Source organism: Pseudomonas sp. SAS7 (assembly GCF_052112345.1).
Taxonomy (GTDB): Bacteria; Pseudomonadota; Gammaproteobacteria; order Pseudomonadales; family Pseudomonadaceae; genus Aquipseudomonas; species Aquipseudomonas putida_Q.
In genome coordinates this window covers 145,836-171,905 of the sequence record NZ_JBEGGO010000004.1, presented here as the reverse complement: position 1 = coordinate 171,905, position 26,070 = coordinate 145,836, and the positions used below count along the sequence as shown (strand labels likewise).

Here is a 26,070-nt window from a genome sequence, read left to right as displayed (position 1 = left end):
CAGCTTGCCAAGGCAATTGCAGAAGGTGTGCCAAATGGGTGCGCCCTGATTCATCTGAGGGCACAACCGCGTGATAGCTGGCCTGTAGGAGCGGCCGTGCGTCGCGATGGGCTGCAAAGCAGCCCCAGAATCGTTCGAGATAAGCGGATTCTTGCCGATCAACGATTGCAGGTAAGCGGAAATCCGCTCATTCGCGCCCGACAAAGTCCTCGCGCACCAGCCCATGCCGCTGCATCTTTTCGTTAAGCGTACGCCGCGGCAACTGCAACGCCTCCATCACCGACTTGATCTCGCCCCCATGCTGGCGCAGGGCTGCGCGCAGGCATTGCGCCTCGAACGCTTCCATCTGTTCGCCCAGCGACTGCCCGGCAGGTGCCACTTCGATGTTTGGCGAACTCAGCCCCAATGCATGGCGCTCCGCCGCATTGGCCAGCTCCCGGACGTTGCCCGGCCAGTCATGGGACAGCAGCTGTGCCAGTTGTACACCCGACAGCAGCGGGGCGGCCCGGCCAAGCTTTTCGCCAGCTGCACGGGCAAAGTGCTCAAACAGCAGAGGAATGTCCTCACGCCGCTCACGCAGCGGCGCCAGGCGCAATTCGGCCACATTCAGGCGATAGGCAAGGTCTTCGCGAAAGCGGCCGGCGCGGGCCTCTTCGAGCAGGTCGGGCTTGGTCGCGGCAATGACACGCAGGTCAACGCTGATGCTCTGGTTGGCACCGAGCCGCTCCAGCTTCTGCTCCTGGATCACGCGCAACAGCTTGGCCTGCTGCGCCAGTGGCATGCTCTCGATTTCGTCGAGAAACACCGTGCCACCGTTGGCGTACTCCAGCTTGCCGATGCGCTTGCCCTGGGCGCCGGTAAAGGCGCCGCTTTCGTGGCCAAACAGCTCGGCCTCGAACAGCGACTCGGGAATGGCCGCGCAGTTGAGTGCGACGAAGGGTTTACCGGCGCGAGGGCCAAAATCGTGCAGGCAGCGGGCCACGCGCTCCTTGCCACTGCCGGTTTCGCCACGGATCAGCACATTGACGGGCAGGCTGGCCAGCTCCAGTACTTGTCTGCGCAGCTGTTGCAGGCCCTGTGACATGCCCAGTAGCGTGCCTTCCAGGCGTGACTTGAGGTCTGCCTGTTCATGCAGCCGGCGGTTTTCCAGCACCAGCTGGCGCTTTTCCAGGGCCCGGCGCAGGCTGCCCAGCAGGTGCTGCGGGGTGAAGGGCTTTTCGAGAAAGTCGTAGGCGCCGCTGCGCATGGCGTCCACTGCCATGGGCACGTCGCCATGGCCAGTCAGCAAGATGACGGGCAAGTCGGGGTCGTCCGCCTGCACGCGTTCGAGCAATTGCAGGCCATCCATGCCCGGCATGCGCACATCGCTGATGATTACCCCGGGAAAGTGCTGCGGCAGCTGTGCCAGGCACTCTTCGGCGCGCGCGAACAATTGCACGCTGAAGCCGGACAGGCTCAGCCATTGCTCGACTGCACTGCGGATACTGGCTTCATCATCGACGACGATCACTGAATTCAACATACAGGCTCCAGGTCACGGGGCAGGGTAAGGCTCAGGCGTGCACCACCGGGCAGGTTTTCGACCTGCAGCTGGCCGCCGGCCTCGTGGACGATGCCATAGGAAATGGCCAGCCCCAGGCCCAGGCCTTCGCCCACCGGCTTGGTGGTGAAGAACGGGTCGAAGACCTTGGCCAGGTTGGCCTCGGCAATGCCGCCGCCCGAATCCAGCACACTCAGGCGCCACCGCTCGCCGTCGAGTTCGATGCGGATCTCCAGGCGTTTGTAGCGCTTGTCGGCCATGGCGTCGAGGGCATTGCGCAACAGGTTGATCAGCACCTGTTCCAGGCGAATGGCATCGCCGCGTACCCAGGCCGGGCGCGCCAGGTACAGGGCCACCTCTACCTCTTCGCTGCGAATGCGGGTTTCCAGCAGGTGCAGGGCCTGGTCGACCACGGTGGCCAGGTCGAGGCGCTCGCGCAGGCCGACCGGGCTGTTGCGGGCAAAGGTTTTCAGGTGGCTGGTGAGCGCGGCCATGCGCGTCAGCATCTGCTCCAGTGGCTCCAGGGCTTGGCGTGCTTCGTCATGGCGGCCATGGTCGAGCAGCAGGCGCAGGGTTTCCAGTTGCATGCGCTGGGTGGTCAGCGGCTGGTTGATCTCGTGGGCCATGGCGGCCGACATCTGCCCCAACGCCGCCAGCTTGGCTGATTGCACCAGGCCCTCTTGAGCCGTGCGCAGTTCGCGGGTGCGCTCCTCGACCTGGCGCTTGAGCTCTTCGCGGCTGCGCTGGCGCAGACGGGCCAGGCGCAGCCGCTGGCTGACGAACAGCGCGGCGAACACCAGGCTCAGCCACACGGCGGCGGCGCCCAGGGCGGCATTGCGGCCGTCGGCAGTGACCTGGGGTTTGCGCAGCAGGTGCAAAGTCCAGTTTTCGCCTTCCAGTGGCAGGCTTTCCCACAAGTATTCGGCGCTGCCCTCGGGGCCTTGCACGCGGCTAAGGGTGCTGTTGGCGGCAAAGCGCGTCAGCACTTGATGCTGCAACGGCACCAGGGGTTGCTTGTCGTACTGGCGGGTTTCGGCCAGCTCGGCACGGTCGGCGCCACTGAGCGGCTGCAGCTCGCGGTAGCGCCAGCCGTCCTGGTTGGCGATGAAGGTGATGCCGCGGGCGTCGCTCACCAGCAGGATGTCGCTGCCCTGGCGCCACTCGCGTTCAAGTTCCGGGAACTCCAGCTTCACCACCATGGCACCGAGGAAGCGGCCATGTTCGTCGTTCACCGCACTGGCGAGGAAGTAGCCCGGCACGCCACTGGTCACGCCCACGGCGTAGAAGCGGCCACTGCCCTGGCTGCGGGTTTGCTTGAAGTAGGGCCTGAAGCCGTAGTTGGAACCGACGTAACTGCTGGGCAGCCGCCAGTTGCTGGCGGCGATGGCCAGGCCGGTGCGGTCGAGCAGTTCGAGGGTGGAGGAGTTTGCGGCGCCGTTGATGCGTTCAAGCTTGCGGTTCAGGGCGTCCTGCACCTGTTCGCTGACCGGGTCGCGCAGGGCGGCGATCAGCTCCGGGTCCAGCGCCAGCACGGCGGGCAGGGCGCGGTAGCGGTCGATCAGGGTGTGCAGGGTATTGGCGTACAGGCCCAATTGCTGGCTGGCACGCTGGGCGTCGTCTTCCATGGCCTGGCGCTTGGCCTGGTGCATGGCCCAACCGGCACTGAGGGCGGTGCCCACAACGATCAGCAGGGTGATCAGCCCCAGACGCAGGGCGCGAAAGGAAAAGGGCATCGGGGCGGATCCGGATGATTGTGATATCGGGGCCGGCCTCTTCGCGGGCTTGCCCGCTCCCACAGGATACTCACAGCCCGATGGACCTGTGCAGTACCTGTGGGAGCGGGCAAGCCCGCGAAAGGGCCGGTGCAGGCGACCTCTCAGTTACAGCAGTTCGAAGCTCTGCTGCTGTACCGCCTGGGAATCCAGCCCGACCTGGACATTGAATTCCCCTGGCTCGGCAACCCGCTGCAGCTGGCCATTGTAGAACTTCAGGTCTTCCTCGCTGATGCGGAAGGTCAAGGTGCGTGACTCGCCCGGCTTGAGCATCAGCTTCTGGAAGTTCTTCAGTTCCTTGACCGGGCGGCTCATCGACGCCGACACATCCTGCAGGTACAGCTGCACCACGGTCTCGCCGGCTACCTTGCCGGTGTTCGCCACCGTCACCTTGGCCTCCAGTGTTTCGCCGCGCTTGAGGTCCTTGTTCGACAGCTTCAGGCCCGACAGCTCGAAGCTGCTGTAGCTCAGGCCATAGCCGAACGGGTACAGCGGGCCGTTGGGCTCTTCAAAGTACTGCGAGGTGTAGTTGCCAGGTTTGCCAGGGGTGAAGGGGCGACCGATGCGGGTGTGGTTGTAGTACATCGGAATCTGCCCGACCGAGCGCGGGAAGGTGATGGCCAGCTTGCCGGACGGGTTGTAGTCACCAAACAGCACGTCGGCGATGGCATTACCGCCTTCGGTGCCGGCGAACCAGGTTTCGAGGATGGCGTCGGCCTGCTCGCGCTCCCAGCTGATCGACAGCGGGCGGCCGTTCATCAGCACCAGCACCAGCGGTTTGCCGGTGGCCTTCAGGGCCTTGATCAGCTCGCGCTGGCTGGCCGGGATCTCCAGGGTGGTACGGCTCGACGACTCGTGGGACATGCCGCGGGACTCGCCGACCACTGCCACCACCACATCGGATTGCCTGGCCGCCTTGACCGCTTCATCGATCAGCACCGCAGGCGGGCGCGGGTCGTCGACGATTTCCGGGGCATCGAAGTTGAGGAAGTTCAGGTAATCGAGGATCGCCTTGTCGCCCGTGACGTTGGAGCCTTTGGCGTAGACCAGCTTGGCCTTGCCCTCCACGGCGCGGCGCAGGCCTTCGCGCACGGTTACCGAGTGCACTGGTTTTCCGTCGGCGGCCCAGCTGCCCATCATGTCGATGGGGGCATCGGCCAGCGGGCCGACCAGGGCGATGGTGCCGGCCTTTTTCAGCGGCAGGGTCTGGTTGCGGTTTTCCAGCAGCACCAGGCTGCGGCGTGCCACGTCCCGCGCAGCATCGCGGTGCAGGCGGTCGTTGCCGTAATAGTCCTTCAGGTCGGTTTCGGCTTTGCCGATGCGCACGTACGGGTCCTTGAACAGGCCCATGTCGTACTTGGCACCGAGCACTTCGCGTACCGCCTGGTCCAGTTCGCGCTGGGTCACTTCGCCGGACTTCAGCAGGCCTGGCAGCTCTTCGCCGTACAGGGTGTCGTTCATGCTCATGTCGATACCGGCCTTGATCGCCAGCTTGGCGGCTTCACGGCCGTCGCGGGCGACGCCGTGGCGGATCAGTTCCTGGATGGCGCCGTGGTCGCTGATGGTCACGCCTTTGAAGCCCCACTCCTTGCGCAGCAGGTCGTTCATCAGCCAGGTGTTGGAGGTGGCCGGCACACCGTTGATCGAGTTCAACGCCACCATTACCCCGCCAGCACCGGCGTCGAGCGCGGCGCGGTAGGGCGGCAGGTAGTCGTTGTACATTTTCGGCAGGCTCATATCGACCGTGTTGTAGTCGCGCCCGCCTTCCACTGCACCATACAGGGCGAAGTGCTTGACGATGGCCATGATGCTGTCGGGGTTGGCCGGGCTGCTGCCCTGGAACGAGCGCACCATCACCTGGCCGATCTTGGAGGTCAGGTAGGTGTCCTCGCCGAAGCCTTCGCTGGTACGGCCCCAGCGCGGGTCGCGGGCGATATCGACCATGGGGGCGAAGGTCATGTCCAGGGCGTCGGCCGAGGCTTCGATGGCTGCAGTGCGGCCGACCTTGGCGACGGCGTCCATGTCCCAGGTGGCGGCCATGCCCAGGCCGATGGGGAAGATGGTGCGTTCGCCGTGAATGGTGTCGTAGGCGAAGAACATGGGGATCTTCAGGCGGCTGCGCATGGCCGCGTCCTGCATCGGGCGGTTTTCGGGTGCGGTGCGCGAGTTGAAGGTGCCACCGATGCGGCCGGCGGCAATTTCTTCGCGGATCTTTTCGTGGGGCATTTCCGGGCCGATGCTGATCAGGCGCAGCTGGCCGATTTTCTCGGCTTCGGTCATCTGGCTGATCAGGTGCTCGATGAACGCCTGCTTGTCCTGCAGGGGCGGGGCATAGGGGGCGGCAAGGGCCGCCTGACTGGCAAGGCCCATGGCCAGGCCCAGCAAAGACAGTTTCATCATCAATTCCGTTGTGGGGCCTCTGCCGTATCCAGGGTGATACGCGCGCGGCCGAAGTTTTCAGGCGGCTATTGTTGTACGATTCGCAGGCTTACTTTCCAGCAGCGGATTATGCCTGAATATGTCGCCTGCGGATGAAGCCCCGAGTGCCGGGACAACAACTATAAGAACGCTCAAGAGACCGACGGCATGACCCCCTTCGACGAGTACCATCAACGGCAGATTGCCGAAGCCATTGCGCGTGCCGAACGGCGCACCGATGCCGAACTGGTGACGGTGCTGGCCCGCCGTGCCGACGATTACGCCTATTGGCCGCTGTTGTGGGCCGCCGTGCTGGCGCTGGCGGTGCCAGGCCTGTTGCATTGGCTGCTGGGTTGGCCCAGCGTGCGAGGCTTGCTGGTGGCCAACGTGTTGCTGTTCGTCGGCTTGTGCCTGCTGCTGCGCAACCCGCGCCTGGCCGGCTGGCTGATCCCCCGTGCACTGCGTCGCTGGCGGGCTTCACGGCTGGCCCGCCAGCAGTTTCGCGAGCAGAACCTGCAGCGCACCGCAGGCGCTACGGGTGTGCTGATTTTTGTCAGCGAGGCGGAGCGGCATGTGGAGATCCTGGTCGATCGGGGTATCGAACACTGCCTGGATGCCGAAGCCCGGGCAGCGATCGGAGCTCGCTTTGCCGAGCAGGTGCGCCAGGGCCGGACGTTGCAGGGCTTTGTCGAATGCATTGAGGCGTGTGGTGAGCTGCTTAGCCAGCACGTGCCGCCAACCCATGCCCGTAACGAGCTGCCCAACCGGCTGGTGATTCTCGATTGATTCGGATCCGGCTGGCTTGACGCGTTCCCTGTGGGAGCGGGTTCACCCGCGAATTCAGTCTTGAGGCCACCGACGCATTCGCGGGTAAACCCGCTCCCACAGGGTGTAGAATGCGCTTCCCGCTATTCGAGGCACCGTTTCTCCATGTCCGCCAGTACTTCCGCCCCCTCCGCGCCGGATGCGCGCGCTCAGTTTCTCGACCTGCTGAACGCCGCCCTGTACGGCGATACCTTGGTCAAACTGGTGCTGGCGCGCCATGTCGGTGCTGATCAGACCTTGCAACGGATCATCGCCAAGCCGCTGCAGGTCAAGGGCCAGCCGTGCCTTTCGCTGGTCTACCGCCACCAGACCCGCGACATCACCCGCAACCTGCCGCTGGATCAGGCCCAGGCGCTGGTCGCCGAGCTGCTGCCCGACAGCTTCCGCAACGCCCACCTGTTCGATGCTGACGGCGAAGTGCAGCTGACCTTCAGCAAGAAGGGCAAGCCGATGCTGCAGCGTCACGGCGCACAGGCACCGCGTGAGGTGACTGCCGGCAGCGGCCATGACCGCGAGAAGAAGCGCTACCTGGAGTTGTCGCGCCCGTTTTTGCGCGACCTGGGCGTAACCGATGCACAAGGCGCGTTGATTCCGTCGATGTCGCGCAAGTGGAAGCAGATCAACAAGTTCATCGAGGTCTTCGACCACGCCCTGGCCAGCGCCCCCGTGCCGGCAGAACAGGCACTTCGTGTGGCCGACTTTGGCTCGGGCAAGGGCTACCTGACCTTCGCCATGCATGATTACCTGCGCAACAGCCTGGGCCGCGATGCACAGGTCACTGGCGTAGAGTTGCGCCAGGACATGGTCGACCTGTGCAACACCGCTGCCGCACGCCTGGAGCACCCGGGCCTGGAGTTCCAGTGTGGTGACGTGCGCAGCGTGGTGCCAGAGGCCATCGAGGTGATGATCGCCCTGCATGCCTGTGACATCGCCACCGACTACGCCATCCATACCGGCATCCGCTGCAACGCCGCGATCATCATGTGCTCGCCGTGCTGCCACAAACAGATCCGCCCGCAACTGCACAGCCCGGGGTTGCTGCAACCCATGCTGCAGTACGGCCTGCACCTGGGCCAGCAGGCTGAAATGCTGACCGACAGCCTGCGCGCGCTTTACCTTGAAGCCTGCGGTTACGAAACCAAGGTGTTCGAGTTCATCTCGCTGGAGCACACCAACAAGAACAAGATGATTCTTGCGGTGAAGCGGCAGAAGGCGGGGGATAACGGGACGTTGCTGGAAAAGATTGGCCAGCTCAAGGCGTTTTATGGGGTGCAGGAGCATTGCCTGGAGACGTTGCTGCGGGCGGATGGGTTGCTGTGACAGCAACCCCCAGCAAGCCTGCGGGTGCGCTCCTGCTGGGAGCGTGCTAGCGTCGAGCGGCTGGTAGCTCGATCGCCAAATCTGCAAGCCCCAACGGATGCGTACTAGCATCAAAGAAATGCACCTTCGTCCCCGCCAGATCCCCGAACCGATCAATATAGTGTTGCTTCTGGTTGATCACCGAAGCCTCGCTTAATGGCCTTATGGCAATCGACAGATGCTTTGGCCGCGCCTGTCGGATAGCTTCGAGCAGGTGCTGGTCGCTGCTGTCCAGATGCTGCCCGAACAGGCATAGCCCCTGGCTCTCCTGTGCCAACTGCCCCAGGCACCAGCCCAGGTAATCCGAGTTGCGGATGGCGCGCAGTTTTTCGTCGCTGCGGTCTTCGTTGACGAACAGCGGCACCTCGCCAGGGATGTTCACCGCAAAGCCATCGAGCAGCTCGGCGTTGTCGGCGCTGCGTTGGCGGGTGGTGCCGTCGGGCAGCTTGAGCAGGTGCAGGCCGCCATGCAGGTGCAGCACCCGGGTACCTTCGCTGAGGGTGCGGCGCACATCGAAAAAGCCTTGCTCGTCGAACAGCTCGGCAAAGCCCTGCGGAGCGTGTTGTACAGCCCAGGGCAGCAGCAGGTCGTAGTTGCTGGTGTAGACGCTGCGGTAGCCGCGCAAGGCCTGGTTGAAGGCTGCCAGCGTGGTGGCTGGCATCAGTGACCACGGCAGGTGCACCGTGCGCACGGCGTGAATCAACGCTTCCTTGATCGAGTAGTAGCGGTTCAGCGGCGCGGTGGAGTTGATGGCCAGCGCGGCGTTGGCGCGCACGGTGGTGTTCAGGGCGCTTAGCACGGGCTCGAACAGCTCTGTGCCCAAGGACTTGAACAGCGCCTGGTCACTGACCGCCAGGCCTTTCTTGCGGCCGGCGCGTTGCGCTTCCTCGATCAGCGAGAAGTAGCCGAACGGCTTCCACACTGCGCGGCTGGCACCGTTGCCCAGCAGCAGGGCGTCGCAGGGGTGGCGGGCAGCGAGTTCTGGCCAGGGAGTGAGGGTGGCGTCAAGTGCGGGCATGCTGGGGTCCGTTGGGTGGAGCGGAGAACGGGGGCGACTTTAGCATGTCATGCAGCGTGCGCGAGGGTTGGTGTCCTGCCAACAGCCTTGTGTTACCTGGACTGGCCCGTTCGCAGGAAATCTTTGGGCATCAAACTCTACAGCCCTGTATCAGTGAGCAAGGGCCTTCAGTACATGATCAGGGTCATTACGTATTGCACGCAGTAATGCCTTGGCAGGCCCGGTAGGTTCTCGCCGTCCTTGTTCCCAATTTCTCAATGTTGCTACCTGAACGTCGATGATCTCGGCAAAGCGTGCCTGCGTGAGCCCTGTCGCTTTACGGATGTTACGGACCTGCAGTGCATCGATCTCGAATTGCCGAGAGGGTGCGCGTTTACCCTGGACGATGTCGTCCATCTGTTGAACGCTTTCCATCAGTTCGTCAAAAAAGCGGTTCATGCAGACCTCCAGTGTTCGATGATCGACCTCAGTGCCTTGCGTTGTTCACTGGACAGGTCGGGCTGCTCATTTTTGCTGTAGATATAAAGCATGGCTATCTGTGATCTGGATATGAAGTGGTAGTAGATAACCCTGGCGCCACTTCGTTTTCCGTGTCCGTTTGCGGGCACCCGTATTTTGCGTAGGCCGCCCGTCCCTTCAATGAGGTCTCCTGCCTCAGGTGAAACCATGAGCCTGACTTGCAGCAGGCGATAGGCATCGTCATTGAGGAGTTCTTTGACTCGCTTGGTAAACAAGGCTGTTTCGGTGAAAAGCATAGCAGATTGGTACGCCAATGGCGTAGCTGCCGGTTGACAGGAAAAATGGACTGCCCGGCATTACTTCAGGCGGGATAGCGAGGCTAGCGAACCTGGTCGCAACTAGCCGATCATCCCTTTCTGTGTACCAGGTAGTCCTTTTCGCTACAGAAGCTGAGCGGGTAGCCAGAGCGCGCCTCAGCCCTCGTCGGCCACCGGCACACTGCGGTTCCGGTTACGCCACATCCGGTACGCGCGAATCCCCGCCCGCACCGAACCAAACAGCAGCTTGTCTTCCATTTCCCGCGCCATCCCCGAGCGCACCAGCATGCGCAGGAACGTACCCCGGGCGCGTGCGATGGCAAAGAAGATGCCTTGCGCTGCCAGGGTATCGCGTACTTCACGCAGGGCAGCGATACCGCTGACGTCGATGTTGGTGACCGCTTCGGCATCGAACAGCACGGCCTTGGGCTGGTGCTGGCTCTGTACCGCCTCGAGCAGGCGCATCTTGAAGTAGTCGGCGTTGAAGAACAGGATCGCGTCGTCGAAGCGGTACACCACCAGGCCGGGGACGGTGCGCGCGTCCTTGAATTTGCGGATGTCGACCTGGCCTTCGGTGCCCGGCAGCCAGCCCAACACGGCATCGGTGGGCTGGTAGATGCTGTACAGCAGGCGCAGTATCGCCAGGGTGACGGCAAACACGATACCGGGCAGCACGCCCAGGCCCAGCACGCCCGCCGTGGTCAGCAGGCACAGCCAGAACTCGAAGCGGCTGAGGCGCCGGATGCTACCCAGCGACTTGATGTCGATCAGCCCCCAACCGGCCATCAGCAGCACGGCGCCCAGTGCGGCCTGCGGGATCCACGCCATGGGCGCGGTGAAGAACAGCAGGATGAGCGCGATGACCAGTGCCGCGATGATGCCCACCAGCTGGCTTTTGCCACCGACCATGTCATTGACCGCCGTACGCGAGTCAGCGCCACTGATGGCAAAGCCCTGGGAAACCCCGGCGGCCAGGTTGCTGACGCCCAGGGCGACAAACTCGTGGTTGGCGTTGATCGCATAGCCATGCCGGGCGGCAAAGCTGCGCGCAGTCAGCATGGCACTGCAGAAGCTGACGGTGGCAATACCCAGGGCGTCGCGCAACAGGCTTTTCATTTCCTCCAGGTTGCTGTGCGGCCAGGCCAGCTGCGGGATGCCGGCAGGTACCGGGCCGAGGACGGCAACGCCGAAGCGGTCAAGGCCGAACAGGCCGGCCAGCAGCATGAACAGCGCCACGACCGTGAGGGCTGCAGGCAGGCGCGGGTAGCGCCGCGGCAGCCAGATCAGCAAGCCCAGGGCGGCCAGGCCGATGAGCAACGTGACCCAGTGAATCTCGCCCAGGCGCTGGAAGAAGTTGATCAGGCTGAGGATGAAGCCGTCGCCTTCGATCTTGAACCCCACCACCTTGGACAACTGCCCGGCGATCAGGCTCAGGCCGATGCCGTTGAGGTAGCCGATCAGGATTGGCCGCGAGAAGAAGCTGGCGATGAAGCCGGCACGGGCAAGGCCGGCGGCAATCAGCATTATGCCAACCAGCACGGTGACGATCACCGACAGTTCGACGATGCGTTGCGGGTCGCCCATGGCCAGCGGTGCTACGGCACCGGCGATCATTGCGCAGGTGGCGGCGTCGGGGCCGACCATCAGTTGGCGCGAGCTGCCGATCAGGGCATAGACCATCATCGGCAGAACGCAGGCATACAGGCCGTATTGTGGTGGCAGGCCGACGATTTGCGCGTAGGCGATGGCGATGGGGATCTGGATCGCCGCGACCGAAAGCCCGGCCTGCAGGTCGGCATGCAGCCACTCGCGCCGGTAGTGCAGGAGGTTGGCAAGGCCCGGTAGCCAGCGGGAAAGAAACATACGTCATCCTTTCGAAATGCTTCACGAATCCATTGAGCATATTCGTCACAAGCCGTTTCGCTTGCGCGCGAATGCACCCGCTGCGCATTGAAGCGGATCGGCAGGCAAATGGCCATGGGCCAGGTCAACGTGGGGGCAGAAACGAAAAAAGGAGCCAAGGCTCCTTTTGACTGCGATGACGTTGCTGGAACGTCATGCTGGAATGCGATGTGGAGCGGGTAGAGGGAATCGAACCCTCAACTAAAGCTTGGGAAGCTTTCGTTTTGCCACTAAACTATACCCGCGTCTGCGCAGCACTTTTTACCAGAACCTTCCACGAATTAGAAGCCCAAGTTATAAAAAAGCTTGTCGGCACCCCATAGCCTGCGGGTATCAGCTACAGAGTGCCGAGGCGCTCAGATGGCCAGTGCATGCTGCCCCTGTTGAACGTGCTGGTAGCGTTGACGAGGTTCACGCACGGTCGGCTTGAGGAAACCAAGCAGGACGCTGCGGGTGTTTTCGCAGGCGGTCTTGTTTTCCATATCCAGGAAATGCCCCGCCTCGCGGATCACGCTGAACTGGCTTCTGCCCACATGCTTGCCGAACTGCCGGGCATCTTCGACCGTGGTGTACTCGTCGCGGGCGCCGTTGACGAACAACACCGGGATATCGATGTTGCGCGCACCCTCCAGCGCTCGCTCCAGGTCGTGCTGCAGCACCTGGTTGATGTGGAAGTGCATCTGCGCGTACTCATGGCTGTCCAGGCTGCTGACGTGCCGGTAGTTGAAGCGCTTGAACAGTGACGGCAGGTGCTTGCCGATGGTGTCGTTGACCAGGTTGCCGACCTGATACCGGTCGCAGGCTGCCAGGTACTGGCAGCCACGGTCCAGATAGTCGCGCATCGGCTCGTTGATCACCGGCGAGAACGAACTCACCACTGCCTTCTTCACGTTACGTGGCTGGTGCGCCAGCGCCAGCAGCGTACTTGCGCCACCCCACGAGAACGACATCACGTGGTCTGCCTGGAAGTGCTCGATCAGTTCAAGGAGGATATGCGCCTCGGTTTCCTTGCTGATCAGACGTTCCTGACGGTTGTGGGGCTTGGACTTGCCAGCATACGGCTGGTCGAACAGCACGATGTTGAACTGCGGGTGCAGGTTACGTACCGTCTGGGCGAACGAGGCGGTGGTGGCCAGCGAGCCATTGATCAGGATGATCGTATTCTCGGCCGCATCCGCGCGATAGAACTCCGTGTAAACCCGATACTGACCTTGGATATCAAGTACAGCGATTTCTGGCCTCATGTCATCGACTCCTGGCGCAAAAAGGGTATTCGCGTCACCTAGGGTGCACGTTCTTTATGACAGGTAGGCATTTGCCTGAAGAGAAACCGGGGGGCCCTGTGTCGATCCTTGGCACGTGCGTCGACGGTATTGTTTTTGGCGGGCAATTCGCCGTGCCCCAAGGCATCGAGGCCTTGGGTAGCCGGCAAAAAGTGTCTTCGACTGCGGGCGTGACTTGCTAGTCACATGCAGACTGACGATTTGGATTCAAGCAGTGGCTCGCGGATCGCGCAAGTGCCGTTCGGGGAGAAATGTGACTTTTGTCGCTGAGCGGTCGTATGGCGACCCTGTCGTGTCTGCCCCGGCCTAGACAGTGGCTATCTCGGCCGCCGTCAGCTCTCGGAACTCCCCCGGGGCCAACCTCGTGTCCAGCCGGATCGCCCCCATGCTCTCCCGATGCAACCCCACCACCTTGTTGTCGAAGAACCCGAACATGCGTTTTACCTGGTGGTAGCGCCCTTCGACGATCGCCAACCGGGCGCGTCGCGGCCCGAGGATGTCCAGCTGGGCAGGTTGGGTGGTGAGGTCTTCGAAGGCGAAGTAGAAACCCTCACGGAACCTGGCCACATAGTGCTCGCCAATTTCGTCCTCGGTGTCCACCAGATAATGCTTTGGCAGCTTGGTGGCAGGCTGGGTCAGGCGCCGTGACCACTGGCCATCGTTGGTCAGGATCATCAACCCGGTGGTGTTGAAGTCCAGGCGCCCGGCGATGTGCAGGTCATCACGCAGCGTTGTTGGCAGCAGGTCGAGCACGGTGCGGTGCTGCGGGTCCTGGGTGGCGCTGACGCAACCCTGTGGCTTGTGCAGCATCAGGTAACGTGCGGGGCGGCCGGCCTGGAGCAAGTGGTCGTCCAGTTCGATGCGGCTGAATTCACGCACCTCGGCCAGGGGGTCGCTGACAACCTGGCCATCCACCCGCACACGGCGTTGCGCCAGCATCAGGCGAACTTGCTGGCGATTGTAGCTGGGGAGGTTGGCGAGGAAACGGTCGAGGCGCATTGGAACAGGTCAGTGGGGAGTGGTTGATCGGAGTTGCTCTTCAACGGCAGCGCAACGCGGGCACAGGCAGGCTTTGTCCCGCAACTCGGCGGGCAGGGCCTGCAGCACGGCCGGGTCGATGGTCACACCGTAGCACCAGCAGGCCTGGGTGGCGCGGCGCGGGTCGGCCAGGCTGCATTGGTTGAGGGCTCCGCAAGCGGGGCAGTGTTGGCTGTCATTCATGGCGGGTTTCACTGCAGACGCGGTTGCGGCCGGCCTGCTTGGCACGATAGAGCGCACGGTCGGCGCGGGTCAGCAGGGCGTGCAGGGTATCCCCTGGCTGCAGGCTGCTCAGGCCGATGCTGGTGGTGAGGCGCAGCGGCTGTTCTTCGTAGCTGAAGGTCAACTGTTCGGTGCGGCGACGGATTTTTTCCGCCACCTCGATGGCCTGCCGGCCTTCGGCTTCACGCAGCAGCACGATGAATTCCTCACCGCCCCAGCGGCACAGTATATCCGACTGGCGCAGGCTGCCTTGCAGTACATTGGCAAATTGGCGCAGCACTTCGTCGCCTGCCAGGTGGCCGTGGGTGTCGTTAAGTGCCTTGAAGTGGTCCAGGTCGATCAGCAATGCCACCAGCGGCCCACTGTCGCGCTGGGCTTCGTGCAAGGCCTGGGCGGCGAGCAGGTCGAAGCTGCGCCGGTTGGGCAGGCCGGTGAGGCTGTCGAGGGTGGCCAGGGCTTCGGTGCTGGCCTGGTGACGGCGGACCATGGCATGCACCAGCGCCAGCACCACCAGTGTGATCATCGCGCAGATGGCCAGGTTCAGGTACAAGGAGTGGCGGATGCGGTCGAGGGCGCCGGTTTCGCGCTTTTCCACCAACAGGTACCAGTCCAGTTCGGGCAGGTGGCGCACGTTGAGGAAGTGGCTGTGGTTGTCGCTGTCGCGGTACTCGTGGCTGCCTTCGCCGGGCACCAGTTGCTCGGCCAGTACGTCGTTCAGTTCGGGGTTGTCGCTGAGCGGCTGGCCGACCCGCAGACCATGCGGGCCACCTTCCGAGCCGGTCATCAGCACCTTGCCCTTGGCGTCGGTGAACAGCACCGAGCGCTGATAGCGGCGCTGATACTGGTCGATCAGCTTGACCACCGACGATACGCTCAACCCGACGCCGGCGGCACCGATGAAGCGGTGCTGGTAGTCATGTACCTGGTAGTTGATGAACACGGTCAGGCTATCCTGGTTGGCCATGTCCAGATCGACGTTGATCTCATAGGGCGCCTTGAGGTCGCGCAGGCGGAAATACCAGGCATCGCGCCAGGTGCCGGGTTCTACCTTCTTGAGCACGCCTTTGGCCTGGTAGTAGGTGAGGGTGCGGTCAGACACGAAAAACGACGTGAAGGTGTCCTGCTTGCCCATGACTTCGCCAAGGTAGCGTGTCATGCGCTCGGTATCCTGCTCGCCGGACAGCACCCAGTCGCGCAGGAAGGTGTCCTGGGCCATCATCGAGGCGATCAGCACCGGGCGGATCAGGTCCTTCTGGATTTCCGAGTAGACGGTGTCGGACGTCAGCGGCAGTTCCGTATTGATGATGCCGTCGCGGATGGCGCTGCGTGAGGAGAAATAGCTGAGTAGCGAAGTGGCGAGGAAGCCGCAGGCCAGCAGCACCAGCAGGGTAAAGATCAGCGAGCGCTGCGAGAACAGAGCGGAACGTAGCGGCATGATCTTCCCGTGATGTGTGCCTGGGCGCTCATTCTAGTGAGATGACCGGCAAATGACTGCAAGTTTTTCAGGGTTATCGCACCTGTATCAAATTATTGCAAAAACGGCACTGCACCTCGGCTTCGCTGTCTTATTCAGTGTCGATGAACGCATTACGCATCGATGCTCGCCAGCGCCGCTGTTCGGGCACGCCAGCGGTCCAGGAGGCCGCCATGTCCTATCGAATCCTGTTGATCGCCCTGCTAGGGCTGATGACTTCCGCCTGCGCCCCGTACTACGAGAGCGGGGGCTATTACCGTTCGGATTACTACTCCACCGACCGCTACGTGTCGCCAGGGTATTACCGCTATGACCGTTACTACGTGACGCCGCAACCGCGCTATTACTACCAGCCGGCACCGCGCTATTACCATCGGTCGGCGCCGTACTACCGGCCGTATCCGCAGCCTGGGGTGAACCAGTGGCACGGCAACCCGCGCAATGACTACGGTAACCGCCAGCGCCAGGACTACAGGCAGGATCGGGACCGGCATGATTATCGTGATGGCAGCCAGCGCTACCAGCATGGCAACTGGAACTCCAATGGGCAGCGCAATGACGGCGGCCGCTGGGATGGCCGACGTGGGCAAGGGCGCGGGGGTAACTGGCAGCGGTAGGTGGTTGAACCCAGCCCCAGGTTGTTGAAATCAACTAAGGTCCGCCAATGGATGCCGCCCCTCCCACGCCTTGGAAAAATGCGCCTCGACCACCGCCGCCGGCACCTGGGCCACATCCGGCCAGTGCCAGCGGGGGTGGTTGTCCTTGTCCAGCAAGCGAGCTCGCACGCCTTCGCTGAACTCCGGATGGCGGCAGCAATTCAGGCTCATGCAGTATTCCATCTGGAACACCTGCGCCAACGACAGGTGCCGCGCCCGGCGAATCTGTTCCCACACCAGGTGCGCGGTCAGCGGGCAGCCCTCGTGCAGCCGCTGGCCTGCTTCGGCAAGCAGTGGGTCGTCATGGTGCTTGAGCCCCTCCAGCGCACGCCAGGCCGCTGCAGCATCGGCCACGTCGAGCAATGCATCGATCACGCGCCGCCGCGGCAACCACTGGGCTTCGGGCAACTCGGCGCAGGCGCGGTGCTGTTCGGCCTTGAGCAGGCTGTTCAATTGCAGGGTGGTCTGCTCCTGCCAGTTCAGTTGCAGCAGTTCTTCGATCAGCGCCTCTTGCTGGTGCTCGCCCAAAAACCGGTCGGCCAGGCCCAGGTCAAGGGCGTCGCGGGCGTTGATCGGCGCGCCCGTCAGCCCCAGGAACAACCCCAGTTTGCCTGGCAGCCGGGCGAGGAACCAGCTGGCACCCACGTCGGGGTACAGGCCGATACTGATTTCCGGCATGGCCAACCGGCTGCTGGGTGTGACGATGCGTACACTGGCGCCCTGCAGCAGCCCCATGCCGCCGCCCAGCACATGCCCGTGGCCCCAGCACAGCAGCGGTTTGGGGTAGGTGTGCAGGGCGTAGTCCAGGCGGTACTCTGCGGCAAAGAAGGAGGCGGCAAGGGGCGGTACGCTACCGGGGTGGTCACGGCAGGCCTGCACCAACGCCCGCACATCGCCTCCGGCGCAGAAGGCTTTGGCGCCGTTGCCGCGCAGCAGCACGCAGACAACCCCCGGGTCGCGGGCCCAGGCGTGCAATTGTTCGCCCAGCACCTCGATCATTGGCAGGTTCAGGGCATTGAGCGCCTTGGGCGCATCCAGGGTGGCGATGCCGATGCGGGCGCCGTCGGCGCCGGTGAGTACCTCACAATGAATGGCCATGGACTACCTCTCTCAGTCATCGCACAAGTATGGCCTGCCTGACCGAACATGCCGGTCGTCGGTCGGATCGTTTGACAAGCGGGGAGGGCTTACCTAGTGTCGCGCCATTGATTACGGATGGCCCCATGACTGACGAAGATCGCATCAAACTCGAACCCAGCTGGAAAGCCGCATTGCGCGCTGAATTCGACCAGCCCTACATGCATCAACTGCGCGAGTTCCTGCGCAGCGAGCGTGCCGCCGGCAAGGAAATCTACCCGCCAGGGCCGCTGATCTTCAATGCGCTGAACTCGACACCGCTGGACCAGGTGAAGGTGGTCATACTCGGGCAGGACCCCTACCACGGGCCAGGCCAGGCGCACGGCCTGTGCTTCTCGGTACAGCCGGGCGTGGCCACGCCGCCGTCGCTGGTCAATATCTACAAGGAAATGCAGCGCGACCTGAACATCCCGATCGCCAGCCACGGCTACCTGCAGAGCTGGGCCGAGCAGGGCGTGCTGCTGCTCAACACCACCATGACCGTGGAGCGTGCCAATGCGGCGTCGCATGCCAAGAAGGGTTGGGAGGCCTTTACCGATCGGGTGATCCAGGTGGTCAGCGAGCAGTGCCCGAACGTGGTGTTCCTGTTGTGGGGGGCGCATGCGCAAAGCAAGCAGAAGCTGATCGACGGGACCAAGCACCTGGTGCTGAAGTCGGTGCATCCGTCGCCGTTGTCGGCTTACCGCGGGTTCCTGGGGTGTGGGCATTTCAGCCGGACCAACAGCTTCCTCGAGCAACGCGGGCTGGCGCCGATCAACTGGGCATTGCCACCGCTCTGATCACCTGAAACACCGCGTCGCCTTCTTCGCGGGCTTGCCCGCGAAGCAGGCGATGCGATTATTCCTGGTTTGCGTTCCACAGCCGGAACAACGGCTCCGCCAGAAACAGCACGAACAGCAAGCGCATCACCTGTAGCGCCGTCACCAAAGGCACGGACAGTTGCAGGGTCTCTGCGGTCAGGCTCATTTCGGCAATGCCCCCCGGCATCATGCCCAACGTCAGCGAGCGCAAATCCAGCGCTGTCATCACGCTCAATACCCACGCGGCACTGCCGGCAATGGCCATGCACAGCGCCGTGGCCAGCAGCGTACGCGCCAGGAACGACGGGGCGCGGCGGAAGAATGCCCGGTTGAAGTGGCAGGCCAGGCCGCTACCGATCAGCCACTGGCCGATCTGGCTGGCGCCATTGGGCAGGGCGATCTGCAGGTTGCCGGCCAGGCTGGCGCTGGCAGCCACCAGCAATGGCCCGAACAGCCAGGGGTTGGGTTGGCGCAACCGTTGCCAGAGCAACGCCACGGCAACGCCGAGCGGGGCGATTAGGCCCAGCCAGCCCCAGCTGACGCTACCGGCGTGATTCAGCGGCACCCCGTCACCCAGCAGAAACTTGAACAGCGCGGGCACGCACAGCACCACCGTCAGCACCCGCAGGCTCTGCGCTGCCGCCACCTGGCTGAGCACTGCTCCGTTCCGGGCACCCAGGTTGACCATCTCCCCCGAGCCGCCAGGCATGCTGGCGAAGAATGCCGTGGCGCGGTCTTCACCGGTGCGCCGCAGCAGCCACACGCTGATCACGCTGGACAGGGTGGTAAACAGGGCGCCGAAGAAGATCAGCGCAAAATGGCTACCCACCTGCTCGATCACTGCCGGCGTAAAGTGCAGGCCAATACCGATGCCGATGATGCACTGCCCGCATTTGCGGCCGTTGGGAATTTCCGACAACTGCCAGGGCGTCAGGCAGCGCACCAGGATGATGGCCAGCAGCGAACCCACCATCCACGGCAAAGGCCAGCCGACCTGGCTGGCGAGGTAACCGCCAGCAAGGCCGACCAGCCCTGTTGCGACAAACAAAGGCAGCGGTCGATCAGGCATCAGCCAGGGCCCGACGCTGCTTGCTGCGTTTGCGCCAGATGCGCAGCATCGGCAGGGCGAGCATCAACGCCACCAGCGCCCAGACGCCCATGCTGATCGGGCTCGACCAGAGGATGCCCAGTTCACCGTTGGAGATCGACAGGGCGCGGCGCAGGTTCTGCTCCATCAGCCCGCCCAGGATGAAACCGAGCAGGATTGGCGACAGTGGGAAGTCCAGCTTGCGCAGGATGTAACCCATGATGCCGATGCCGACCATCAGGAACAGGTCGAAGGTGGTGGCATGCACGGCGTATACGCCGATGGCCGTGATGATGGCGATCACCGGCACCAGCGCCCAGTTCGGCACGGCGAGGATGCGGGTGAAGATGCGGATCATCGGGATGTTGAGGATCACCAGCATGATGTTGGCGATGAACAGCGAAGCGATCAGGCCCCAGACGATGTCCGGCTGCTGTTCGAACAGCATCGGGCCAGGTGTGATGTTGTACAGGGTCAGGGCGCCGATCATCACTGCGGTGGTGCCAGAGCCTGGTACCCCCAGGGTCAGCATCGGGACCAGGGCGCCACAACAGGACGCGCCGATGGCGGTTTCTGGCGCGGCCAGGCCGCGGGCATCGCCCTTGCCGAACTTGCCGCTTTCCCCGGCCAGGCGTTTTTCGGTCATGTAGGCCACGGCGCTGGCCAGCGTTGCGCCGGCGCCGGGCAGAACGCCCATGATGAAACCGAGCAGGCCGCAGCGGATGTTGACCACGAATACCGAAGCCGCTTCCTTGAAGTTGAACAGCATGCGGCCGGTGGCTTTCACCGCCTGGTGACCATGGTGGGTCTTTTCCAGCAGCAGCAGGATTTCACTGATGGAGAACAGGCCCAGCACCAGCACCACGAACTGGATGCCGTCGGCCAGGTGCACGCTGTCACCGGTGAAGCGGTACACGCCACTGTTGGCATCGATGCCGACCGCCGACAGGAACAGGCCGATCAGTGCGGCAATGAAGGTTTTCAGCGGTTTGTCACCTGCCATGCCGCCCAGGGCGACGATGGCGAACACCATCAGTACGAAGTATTCCGCCGGGCCGAAGGCGATGGCCCATTTCGCCAGCAGCGGGGCGAACAGCACCATGCCGCAGGTGGCGATGAAGGCGCCGATGAACGAGCTCCACGCCGAAAGCGACAGTGCGACGCCCGCCAGGCCTTGGCGAGCCATCGGGTAGCCGTCCAGGGTGGTCATTACGGTCGAGGCTTCGCCCGGGATGTTCAGCAGGATCGAGCTGATACGCCCGCCGTACTCGCAGCCCAGGTACACCGCGGCCAGCAGGATCAGCGCCGACTCTGGCGGCAGGCCCAGGGCGAAGGCGATGGGGATCAGCAAGGCCACGCCGTTGATCGGGCCCAGGCCCGGAAGCAGGCCGACCACCGTGCCGATCAGGGTACCGGAGAGGGCGGTGACCAGGTTGTAAGGGGTCAGGGCAACGCCGAAGCCCTGGCCCAGGTAGCTCAAGGTATCCATGTGTCAGTTCTCCAGTACGCTCAGCAGGCCAAGGGGCAGGGGCACGTCCATCACGCGGTCGAACAGCCAGTAGAGCAGCAGGCTCATGCCGACCACCACGATGGCGCTGTGCAGCCAGCGGCCGCCGTACAGGCGGGCCATGGGCAGGCCAACAAGGACGGCGCTGAGGATGAAACCCAAGGCTTCGAAGGTGGCCGCGAAGACGATCAGCAGGCCGACGCAGGCGGTGATCTTGGTCAGGGTTTCGCGGTCCAGTTCCGGTTCGTCGTCCTTGCGCACGATGGGCGTGGGGCGGAACGCCAGATACAACAGGCCCAGGCCCATCAGGCCGAGCATCAGCAGCGGATAGGCGCGCGGGCCCACCGGTTCATAGGAAAACGCCGCCTGGTAGGGCCAGGCCATCACGGCCAGGGCGGCGCATACCGCCAGCAGGACCAGGGCGAAGATGCGTTGCAGGATCATTGGGGAATCCTCGTTGTTCATCGGCACGACGCAGATCTTTTGTAGGAGCGGCCTTGTGTCGCGAGAGGGCTGCGCAGCAGCCCCGGCAATTAGTGCAGCGGAGCGGAAATCCTGGGGCCGCTTCGCGCCCCTTTCGCGACACAAGGCCGCTCCTACAAGGAGCGAATGGCGTTAAGGCTTACTGGATCAGGCCAAATTCCTTGGCCAGTGCCTTGTAGTCGGCCACTTGCTTTTTCACATAGCCGTCCAGCTCTTCGCCGGTCATGGCGAACGGGAACAGCTCGCGCTGGTCACGCAGCTCGGCGAAGTCTTGCGAGGCCAGCATCTTGTCGAACGATGCCTTCCACCATGCGTAGTCCTCGTCGCTCACCTTTGGCCCCAGGTAGAAGCCGCGCACTACCGGCCAGACGATGTCGTAGCCCTGCTCCTTGGCGGTAGGGATGTCTTTCATCTCGGGCTCGTCCAGGCGGTTTTCCGAGAACACCGCCAGGATGCGCATATTGCCGCTCTGGATGTGCGGCATGGAGTCGGAGATGTCGGTAGAGCCGACCTGGATATGGCCGCCCAGCAGCGCCGTGGCAATTTCGCCACCGCCTTCCAGGGCCACATAGCGCAAGTCACGCGGGTTGATGCCGGCGGCCTTGGCGATCAATGCGGTTTGCATCCAGTCCTGGCTGCCGACGGTGCCGCCGGAGCCGATCACCACCTTGCTCGGGTCTTTCTTCAAGGCCGCGACCAGGTCGTCGAGGGTCTTGTAGGGCGAGTCGCTTTTCACCGCGATGGCGCCGTAGCTGGTGCCGACAGCTGCCAGCCACTTCACGGCGTTTTCGTCGAAGCGGCCGAACTTGCCTTGGGCCAGGTTCAGCAACGAGCCGCTGGACCAGGCCACCAGGGTGCCGGCATCGGCCGGGCGCTGAGCGACCACGGCGTTGTAGGCCACCGCGCCGACACCGCCGGGCATGTAGGTGACGCGCATCGGCTTGCTGAGGATCTTTTCCTGCACAAGGGCGCTTTGCACCAGCTTGCAGGTCAGGTCGAAGCCACCGCCGGGCGAGGCGGGGGCGATGCATTCAGGGCGTTTCGGTTCGGCGGCAAGGGCGTTGCCGGCCAGCAGCAGGCAGCCGGTAGCGAGGACGAGGCGGCGCAGTGAAAAGGTCATCGTCTATCTCCGTGAGCGTTGTTGTTTTTGGATTACCGCTATGGGGTTACCACAGCGCTACGCTGTAGCTCACCAGCAGCCTCACTTCGTCCGCGTCGCGGGCGAAGTTGGAGCGGAAGGTGGCATTGCGCAGGCGCACGGCGACGTTCTTCAACGGGCCGCTTTGTACCACGTACTTCAGTTCGGTGTTGCGTTCCCACTCCTTGCCTTCGCCACCGGCGGCACGGCTGACGTTGTCACCGCTGATATAGCGGGTCATGAAGGTCAGGCCGGGTACGCCGAGCGCGGCAAAGTTGTAGTCGTAACGCGCCTGCCAGGAACGCTCGTCGGCACCGGCGAAGTCGTTGATCTGGACAAAGTTGACCAGGTACGGGTCGGCGCCATCGACATACGGGAAGGCGCTGTCGCCGGACAGCTGCTGCCAGGCGGCGCTGACCTTGTGCCCGCCCAGGGCGTAGCTGAGCATGCCGTTGACGGTGGTGTTGTCGATGTTGCCGGCTTTGGCAGCACCAGCATCGTCACTCACTGCCAGGCGCAGGTCGGCGCCCAAGGTGCCCGGCCCCCAGGGTTGGGTGGCGACCATGCCGATGAAGTGCTGGCGGTAGATATCGTCGAGCTGGGCGAAGTGGTAGCTGCCGGTGATGCGGTCGGTGAACTGGTAGTCCAGGCCGGCCAGGGCCAGGTTGTCGGCGCTGAACGTGCCACCAAAGCGGCCGTTCTTGTTGTTCAGTGCCAGGTCTTCCCAATTGGTGTCGTTGCGGTCCTTGGCCTTGTCCAGGCGCCCGCCCGTGAAGGTCAGGCCCTTGATCTCTTTCGAAGTGAGCAGGCCGCCCTCGAAGGTTTGCGGCAGGATGCGCCCATCGTTGGGCTGCAGCGTCGGCAGCTCGGGGATCAGGGTGCCGATCTTGAGTTCGGTCTGCGAAATCTTCACCTTGCCGGTGAGGCCCAGCTTGGAGTATTCGTCGGCGGCCTTGCCGTCATCATGGGTCGGCAGCAGGCCGGTATCGGTGCGGTCGGGGCTGGAGTCGAGCTTGATGCCGAGCATGCCCAGTGCGTCCAGGCCAAAGCCTACGGTGCCATCGGTGTAGCCGGACTCGAAGTTGAGGATGAAGCCCTGGGCCCACTCGTCGCGCTTGGATTGTTGCGCGCTGGTGCCATCGCGGAAGTCGCGGTTGAAGTACATGTTGCGGGTTTCGAGGGTGGCCGTGCTGTCTTCGAAGAAGGCGGCCTGGCTCATCGGGGCGACACCGGCAAGCGCGAGGGCGCTGGCGATGGCAGAGGGGCGTGCGGCAAAGGAACGGGTAGGCGCGAACGCCTGCGGCTGCAATGACAGCATCGTCGATGACTCCGTTTATTGTTCTTATTCGTTGCACCTTGCTGGTGCTTTTTTCGGCGCGAGGAGCGACCGTGGTGCGATGCTAGGCAACGAACCTTTCGCTAACCTTTCAACGAGAAAGGTTTGTCAGAAGGGGCTTCACAGGCCTGAGGACAGCGGTACACTCCGCGCCACCGCCCCACCCGAGCAGGGAGAAACCGATGCGTGTGCTGCTGGTCGAAGACCACCTGCAACTGGCCGAAAGCGTGGCCCAGGCCTTGAAAAGCCACGGCCTGACTGTGGATGTGCTGCACGACGGCGTGGCCGCCGACCTGGCCCTGGCCAGCGAGGAATACGCCGTGGTCGTGCTGGATGTTGGCTTGCCACGCATGGACGGCTTCGAGGTACTGGCGCGTCTGCGCGGCCGTGGCAAGACCGTGCCGGTGCTGATGCTGACTGCGCGCAGCGACGTCAAGGACCGGGTCCATGGCCTGAACCTGGGCGCCGACGACTACCTGGCCAAACCGTTCGAGCTGACCGAGCTGGAAGCACGGGTCAAGGCCTTGCTGCGCCGCAGTGTGCTAGGTGGCGAGCGCCAGCAACGTTGCGGGCCGCTGGTCTACGACCTGGATACCCGGCGCTTCGCCCTGGGCGACGACAACCTGACCCTGACCTCGCGCGAGCAAAGCGTGCTGGAAGCGCTGATCGCCCGCCCGGGCCGGGTGATGAGCAAGGAGCAACTGGCTGCCCAGGTATTCGGCCTGGACGAGGAAGCCAGCCCCGACGCCATCGAAATCTACATCCACCGCCTGCGCAAGAAGCTCGACGGCCACCCGGTGGCCATCGTCACCTTCCGCGGCCTGGGCTACCTGCTAGAGCACCGCGATGCGTGACAACGGCAGCCTGCGCGGGCGACTGCTGGGCAACCTGGCCTTGCTGCTGGTGGTGCTGATGCTGGCCAGCGGCCTGAGCGCCTACTGGAACGGCCGCGAAGCCGCCGACACGGCCTACGACCGCACGCTGCTGGCTTCGGCGCGGACCATCGCCGCCGGGCTTTCGCAACGCGATGGTTCGCTGAGCGCGGATGTGCCCTACGTGGCGCTGGACACCTTCGCCTACGACAGTGCCGGGCGTATTTACTACCAGGTGCTGGACATCAAGCAGCGGCTGATTTCCGGCTACGAGAACCTGCCACCGCCGCCACCCGGCACGCCACGTACGGATGACTACCCGGCCTTGGCGCGGTTCTACAACGCCACCTACCTGGGCCAGGACGTGCGCGTGGTCAGCCTGCTGAAGGCAGTGAGCGAGCCGAACATGAACGGCATGGCAGAAATCCGTGTGGCCGAGACCGAGGAGGCGCGGGTGCGCATGGCCCGTGGGTTGATGGCCGACACCCTGCTGCGCCTTGGCATGCTGGCGCTGGGCGCGTTGGTGATGGTGTGGTTTGCGGTGAGCGCGGCGTTGCGGCCGCTGGAGCGCCTGCGCACGGCGGTAGAGGAGCGCCAACCGGATGATCTGCGGGCGTTGCCGGTGGTGCAGGTGCAGCGTGAGCTCAGCCCGCTGGTGCGGGCCTTGAACCACTTTACCGAGCGTTTGCGCGGCCAGTTCGAGCGCCAGGCGCAGTTCATCGCCGATGCCGCCCATGAACTGCGTACGCCGCTGGCGGCCTTGAAGGCTCGGGTCGAGCTGGGGTTGCGCTCGACCGAACCACAGGAGTGGCGGCAGACCCTCGAATCAGCGGCCCAGGGCACCGACAAGCTGACCCACCTGGCCAACCAGTTGTTGTCGTTGGCGCGGGTCGAGAACGGGGCACGGGCGATTGCCGAAGGCGGTGCGCAGCGCCTGGACCTGAGCCAGCTGGCCCGCGAGCTGGGCATGGCCATGGCGCCTCTGGCGCACAAGCGCGGGGTGGCGCTGGCCCTGGAGGCCGAGGCCCCTGTATGGCTCAAGGGCGAACCGACGCTGCTCAACGAGCTGTTGAGCAACCTGGTGGACAATGCCCTGGCGCATACGCCAGCGGGGGGCAATGTGATCTTGCGGGTGGTGGCGCCGGCTGTGCTGGAGGTGGAGGATGACGGCCCGGGCATTCCCGAGGCTGAGCGCGAGCGGGTGTTCGAGCGGTTCTACCGGCGCAGCGCGCAGGGTAGCGGGCTTGGCCTGGCGATTGTCGGCGAGATCTGCCGGGCGCACCTGGCGCAGGTGAGCCTGCATGATGGCGAGAAGGGCGGGTTGCGGGTGCGTGTAAGTTTTATCGCCGATTGATGTGTTGCCTGTACCTGCCTCTTCGCGGGTAAACCCGCTCCCACAGGTATTGTACATTCCTGTAGGAGCAGCC

At 63.7% G+C, this 26,070-nt stretch carries 23 protein-coding genes and 1 tRNA gene; 6 read left to right on the top strand and 18 right to left on the bottom strand.

The window, feature by feature from the left end; all coding sequences use genetic code 11:
- Nucleotides 1-187: 187 nt before the first annotated feature.
- The 3 genes from ABI582_RS08810 to bglX form a co-directional block, all read right to left on the bottom strand.
- A complete protein-coding gene (locus ABI582_RS08810) occupies nucleotides 188-1,522 on the bottom strand; it encodes a sigma-54-dependent transcriptional regulator (protein WP_442118982.1) in 1,335 nt (444 codons plus the stop codon).
- On the bottom strand, nucleotides 1,516-3,273 hold the full coding sequence (locus tag ABI582_RS08805) for a sensor histidine kinase (protein WP_442118981.1): 1,758 nt from the start codon (nucleotides 3,271-3,273) through the stop codon (nucleotides 1,516-1,518). The genes ABI582_RS08810 and ABI582_RS08805 overlap by 7 nt, the downstream gene beginning before the upstream one ends.
- A 147-nt stretch (nucleotides 3,274-3,420) precedes the next feature.
- Nucleotides 3,421-5,712, bottom strand: coding sequence for a beta-glucosidase BglX (gene bglX, locus ABI582_RS08800; protein ID WP_442118980.1), 2,292 nt, complete (start codon nucleotides 5,710-5,712; stop codon nucleotides 3,421-3,423).
- A 186-nt stretch (nucleotides 5,713-5,898) separates the two neighbouring features.
- Between bglX and ABI582_RS08795 the strand changes: the two genes are divergently transcribed.
- Nucleotides 5,899-6,516, top strand: a complete 618-nt coding sequence (locus ABI582_RS08795; RefSeq protein WP_197898582.1) for a TPM domain-containing protein — start codon at nucleotides 5,899-5,901, stop codon at nucleotides 6,514-6,516.
- A 144-nt stretch (nucleotides 6,517-6,660) separates the two neighbouring features.
- The gene (locus tag ABI582_RS08790; protein WP_442118979.1) at nucleotides 6,661-7,875 is read left to right on the top strand and encodes a class I SAM-dependent methyltransferase; all 1,215 of its coding nucleotides are present in this window, start codon (nucleotides 6,661-6,663) and stop codon (nucleotides 7,873-7,875) included.
- A gap of 46 nt (nucleotides 7,876-7,921) precedes the next feature.
- Here the strand turns inward: ABI582_RS08790 and ABI582_RS08785 are convergent, their stop codons facing one another.
- The 9 genes from ABI582_RS08785 to ABI582_RS08745 all read right to left on the bottom strand — a co-directional run bounded on the left by ABI582_RS08785 (nucleotide 7,922) and on the right by ABI582_RS08745 (nucleotide 15,588).
- On the bottom strand, nucleotides 7,922-8,932 hold the full coding sequence (locus tag ABI582_RS08785; protein ID WP_442118978.1) for a DUF4917 family protein: 1,011 nt from the start codon (nucleotides 8,930-8,932) through the stop codon (nucleotides 7,922-7,924).
- A 150-nt stretch (nucleotides 8,933-9,082) separates the two neighbouring features.
- The gene (gene nadS, locus ABI582_RS08780; protein ID WP_019471778.1) at nucleotides 9,083-9,370 is read right to left on the bottom strand and encodes a NadS family protein; all 288 of its coding nucleotides are present in this window, start codon (nucleotides 9,368-9,370) and stop codon (nucleotides 9,083-9,085) included.
- Entirely contained in the window at nucleotides 9,367-9,687 is a 321-nt protein-coding gene (locus ABI582_RS08775) for a type II toxin-antitoxin system RelE/ParE family toxin (protein WP_442118977.1), read from the bottom strand. The genes nadS and ABI582_RS08775 overlap by 4 nt, the downstream gene beginning before the upstream one ends.
- Nucleotides 9,688-9,864: 177 nt before the next feature.
- Nucleotides 9,865-11,571: a SulP family inorganic anion transporter gene (locus tag ABI582_RS08770; RefSeq protein WP_442118976.1), complete on the bottom strand. Its 1,707-nt coding sequence runs from the start codon at nucleotides 11,569-11,571 to the stop codon at nucleotides 9,865-9,867.
- Nucleotides 11,572-11,781: 210 nt separating this feature from the next.
- Nucleotides 11,782-11,855 (bottom strand) — tRNA-Gly (locus tag ABI582_RS08765).
- 111 nt (nucleotides 11,856-11,966) lie between these two features.
- Entirely contained in the window at nucleotides 11,967-12,854 is an 888-nt protein-coding gene (gene phaG / locus ABI582_RS08760) for a (R)-3-hydroxydecanoyl-ACP:CoA transacylase (protein WP_019471776.1), read from the bottom strand.
- A 345-nt stretch (nucleotides 12,855-13,199) separates the two neighbouring features.
- Entirely contained in the window at nucleotides 13,200-13,892 is a 693-nt protein-coding gene (locus ABI582_RS08755) for a pseudouridine synthase (protein ID WP_442118975.1), read from the bottom strand.
- A 9-nt stretch (nucleotides 13,893-13,901) separates the two neighbouring features.
- Nucleotides 13,902-14,114, bottom strand: a complete 213-nt coding sequence (locus ABI582_RS08750; protein WP_019473058.1) for a cysteine-rich CWC family protein — start codon at nucleotides 14,112-14,114, stop codon at nucleotides 13,902-13,904.
- Entirely contained in the window at nucleotides 14,107-15,588 is a 1,482-nt protein-coding gene (locus ABI582_RS08745; protein WP_442118974.1) for a sensor domain-containing diguanylate cyclase, read from the bottom strand. Before ABI582_RS08745 ends, ABI582_RS08750 begins: the two co-directional genes overlap by 8 nt.
- 212 nt (nucleotides 15,589-15,800) lie before the next feature.
- On the opposite strand from ABI582_RS08745, the gene ABI582_RS08740 reads away from it, so the two are divergent.
- On the top strand, nucleotides 15,801-16,244 hold the full coding sequence (locus ABI582_RS08740) for a hypothetical protein (protein WP_442118973.1): 444 nt from the start codon (nucleotides 15,801-15,803) through the stop codon (nucleotides 16,242-16,244).
- Nucleotides 16,245-16,274: 30 nt separating this feature from the next.
- On the opposite strand, the gene ABI582_RS08735 is transcribed toward ABI582_RS08740, so the two are convergent.
- Complete coding sequence (locus ABI582_RS08735) at nucleotides 16,275-17,381, bottom strand: enoyl-CoA hydratase/isomerase family protein (RefSeq protein WP_442118972.1); 1,107 nt, start codon at nucleotides 17,379-17,381, stop codon at nucleotides 16,275-16,277.
- A gap of 125 nt (nucleotides 17,382-17,506) precedes the next feature.
- Here ABI582_RS08735 and ung point away from each other — a divergent pair, with 125 nt between their 5' ends.
- Nucleotides 17,507-18,199: a uracil-DNA glycosylase gene (gene ung / locus ABI582_RS08730; protein ID WP_338745053.1), complete on the top strand. Its 693-nt coding sequence runs from the start codon at nucleotides 17,507-17,509 to the stop codon at nucleotides 18,197-18,199.
- Nucleotides 18,200-18,257: 58 nt separating this feature from the next.
- Here ung and ABI582_RS08725 read toward each other — a convergent pair whose 3' ends face one another.
- The 5 genes from ABI582_RS08725 to ABI582_RS08705 form a co-directional block, all read right to left on the bottom strand.
- Nucleotides 18,258-19,289: an AbrB family transcriptional regulator gene (locus ABI582_RS08725; RefSeq protein ID WP_338745052.1), complete on the bottom strand. Its 1,032-nt coding sequence runs from the start codon at nucleotides 19,287-19,289 to the stop codon at nucleotides 18,258-18,260.
- Nucleotides 19,282-20,796, bottom strand: a complete 1,515-nt coding sequence (locus tag ABI582_RS08720; protein WP_258653845.1) for a tripartite tricarboxylate transporter permease — start codon at nucleotides 20,794-20,796, stop codon at nucleotides 19,282-19,284. Before ABI582_RS08720 ends, ABI582_RS08725 begins: the two co-directional genes overlap by 8 nt.
- Before the next feature lie 3 nt (nucleotides 20,797-20,799).
- On the bottom strand, nucleotides 20,800-21,258 hold the full coding sequence (locus tag ABI582_RS08715; RefSeq protein WP_338745051.1) for a tripartite tricarboxylate transporter TctB family protein: 459 nt from the start codon (nucleotides 21,256-21,258) through the stop codon (nucleotides 20,800-20,802).
- Between the two features lie 178 nt (nucleotides 21,259-21,436).
- A complete protein-coding gene (locus ABI582_RS08710) occupies nucleotides 21,437-22,417 on the bottom strand; it encodes a Bug family tripartite tricarboxylate transporter substrate binding protein (RefSeq protein WP_049275301.1) in 981 nt (326 codons plus the stop codon).
- Nucleotides 22,418-22,463: 46 nt separating this feature from the next.
- Nucleotides 22,464-23,753 (bottom strand): OprD family porin, encoded by a 1,290-nt coding sequence (locus tag ABI582_RS08705; RefSeq protein WP_338745049.1) that lies wholly within the window; start codon nucleotides 23,751-23,753, stop codon nucleotides 22,464-22,466.
- Between the two features lie 200 nt (nucleotides 23,754-23,953).
- Here ABI582_RS08705 and ABI582_RS08700 point away from each other — a divergent pair, with 200 nt between their 5' ends.
- Nucleotides 23,954-24,625 (top strand): response regulator, encoded by a 672-nt coding sequence (locus tag ABI582_RS08700; protein ID WP_016498165.1) that lies wholly within the window; start codon nucleotides 23,954-23,956, stop codon nucleotides 24,623-24,625.
- Nucleotides 24,618-25,997, top strand: a complete 1,380-nt coding sequence (locus tag ABI582_RS08695) for a sensor histidine kinase (RefSeq protein WP_442118971.1) — start codon at nucleotides 24,618-24,620, stop codon at nucleotides 25,995-25,997. The genes ABI582_RS08700 and ABI582_RS08695 overlap by 8 nt, the downstream gene beginning before the upstream one ends.
- Nucleotides 25,998-26,070 lie beyond the last annotated feature (73 nt).

Excerpts from the sequence above, each read along its gene's own strand:
- ABI582_RS08810 (WP_442118982.1), bottom strand. The coding sequence starts at position 1,522 with ATGTTGAATTCAGTGATCGTCGTCGATGATGAAGCCAGTATCCGCAGT.
- ABI582_RS08805 (WP_442118981.1), bottom strand. The coding sequence starts at position 3,273 with ATGCCCTTTTCCTTTCGCGCCCTGCGTCTGGGGCTGATCACCCTGCTG.
- bglX (WP_442118980.1), bottom strand. The coding sequence starts at position 5,712 with ATGATGAAACTGTCTTTGCTGGGCCTGGCCATGGGCCTTGCCAGTCAG.
- ABI582_RS08795 (WP_197898582.1), top strand. The coding sequence starts at position 5,899 with ATGACCCCCTTCGACGAGTACCATCAACGGCAGATTGCCGAAGCCATT.
- ABI582_RS08790 (WP_442118979.1), top strand. The coding sequence starts at position 6,661 with ATGTCCGCCAGTACTTCCGCCCCCTCCGCGCCGGATGCGCGCGCTCAG.
- ABI582_RS08785 (WP_442118978.1), bottom strand. The coding sequence starts at position 8,932 with ATGCCCGCACTTGACGCCACCCTCACTCCCTGGCCAGAACTCGCTGCC.
- nadS (WP_019471778.1), bottom strand. The coding sequence starts at position 9,370 with ATGAACCGCTTTTTTGACGAACTGATGGAAAGCGTTCAACAGATGGAC.
- ABI582_RS08775 (WP_442118977.1), bottom strand. The coding sequence starts at position 9,687 with ATGCTTTTCACCGAAACAGCCTTGTTTACCAAGCGAGTCAAAGAACTC.
- ABI582_RS08770 (WP_442118976.1), bottom strand. The coding sequence starts at position 11,571 with ATGTTTCTTTCCCGCTGGCTACCGGGCCTTGCCAACCTCCTGCACTAC.
- phaG (WP_019471776.1), bottom strand. The coding sequence starts at position 12,854 with ATGAGGCCAGAAATCGCTGTACTTGATATCCAAGGTCAGTATCGGGTT.
- ABI582_RS08755 (WP_442118975.1), bottom strand. The coding sequence starts at position 13,892 with ATGCGCCTCGACCGTTTCCTCGCCAACCTCCCCAGCTACAATCGCCAG.
- ABI582_RS08750 (WP_019473058.1), bottom strand. The coding sequence starts at position 14,114 with ATGAATGACAGCCAACACTGCCCCGCTTGCGGAGCCCTCAACCAATGC.
- ABI582_RS08745 (WP_442118974.1), bottom strand. The coding sequence starts at position 15,588 with ATGCCGCTACGTTCCGCTCTGTTCTCGCAGCGCTCGCTGATCTTTACC.
- ABI582_RS08740 (WP_442118973.1), top strand. The coding sequence starts at position 15,801 with ATGTCCTATCGAATCCTGTTGATCGCCCTGCTAGGGCTGATGACTTCC.
- ABI582_RS08735 (WP_442118972.1), bottom strand. The coding sequence starts at position 17,381 with ATGGCCATTCATTGTGAGGTACTCACCGGCGCCGACGGCGCCCGCATC.
- ung (WP_338745053.1), top strand. The coding sequence starts at position 17,507 with ATGACTGACGAAGATCGCATCAAACTCGAACCCAGCTGGAAAGCCGCA.
- ABI582_RS08725 (WP_338745052.1), bottom strand. The coding sequence starts at position 19,289 with ATGCCTGATCGACCGCTGCCTTTGTTTGTCGCAACAGGGCTGGTCGGC.
- ABI582_RS08720 (WP_258653845.1), bottom strand. The coding sequence starts at position 20,796 with ATGGATACCTTGAGCTACCTGGGCCAGGGCTTCGGCGTTGCCCTGACC.
- ABI582_RS08715 (WP_338745051.1), bottom strand. The coding sequence starts at position 21,258 with ATGATCCTGCAACGCATCTTCGCCCTGGTCCTGCTGGCGGTATGCGCC.
- ABI582_RS08710 (WP_049275301.1), bottom strand. The coding sequence starts at position 22,417 with ATGACCTTTTCACTGCGCCGCCTCGTCCTCGCTACCGGCTGCCTGCTG.
- ABI582_RS08705 (WP_338745049.1), bottom strand. The coding sequence starts at position 23,753 with ATGCTGTCATTGCAGCCGCAGGCGTTCGCGCCTACCCGTTCCTTTGCC.
- ABI582_RS08700 (WP_016498165.1), top strand. The coding sequence starts at position 23,954 with ATGCGTGTGCTGCTGGTCGAAGACCACCTGCAACTGGCCGAAAGCGTG.
- ABI582_RS08695 (WP_442118971.1), top strand. The coding sequence starts at position 24,618 with ATGCGTGACAACGGCAGCCTGCGCGGGCGACTGCTGGGCAACCTGGCC.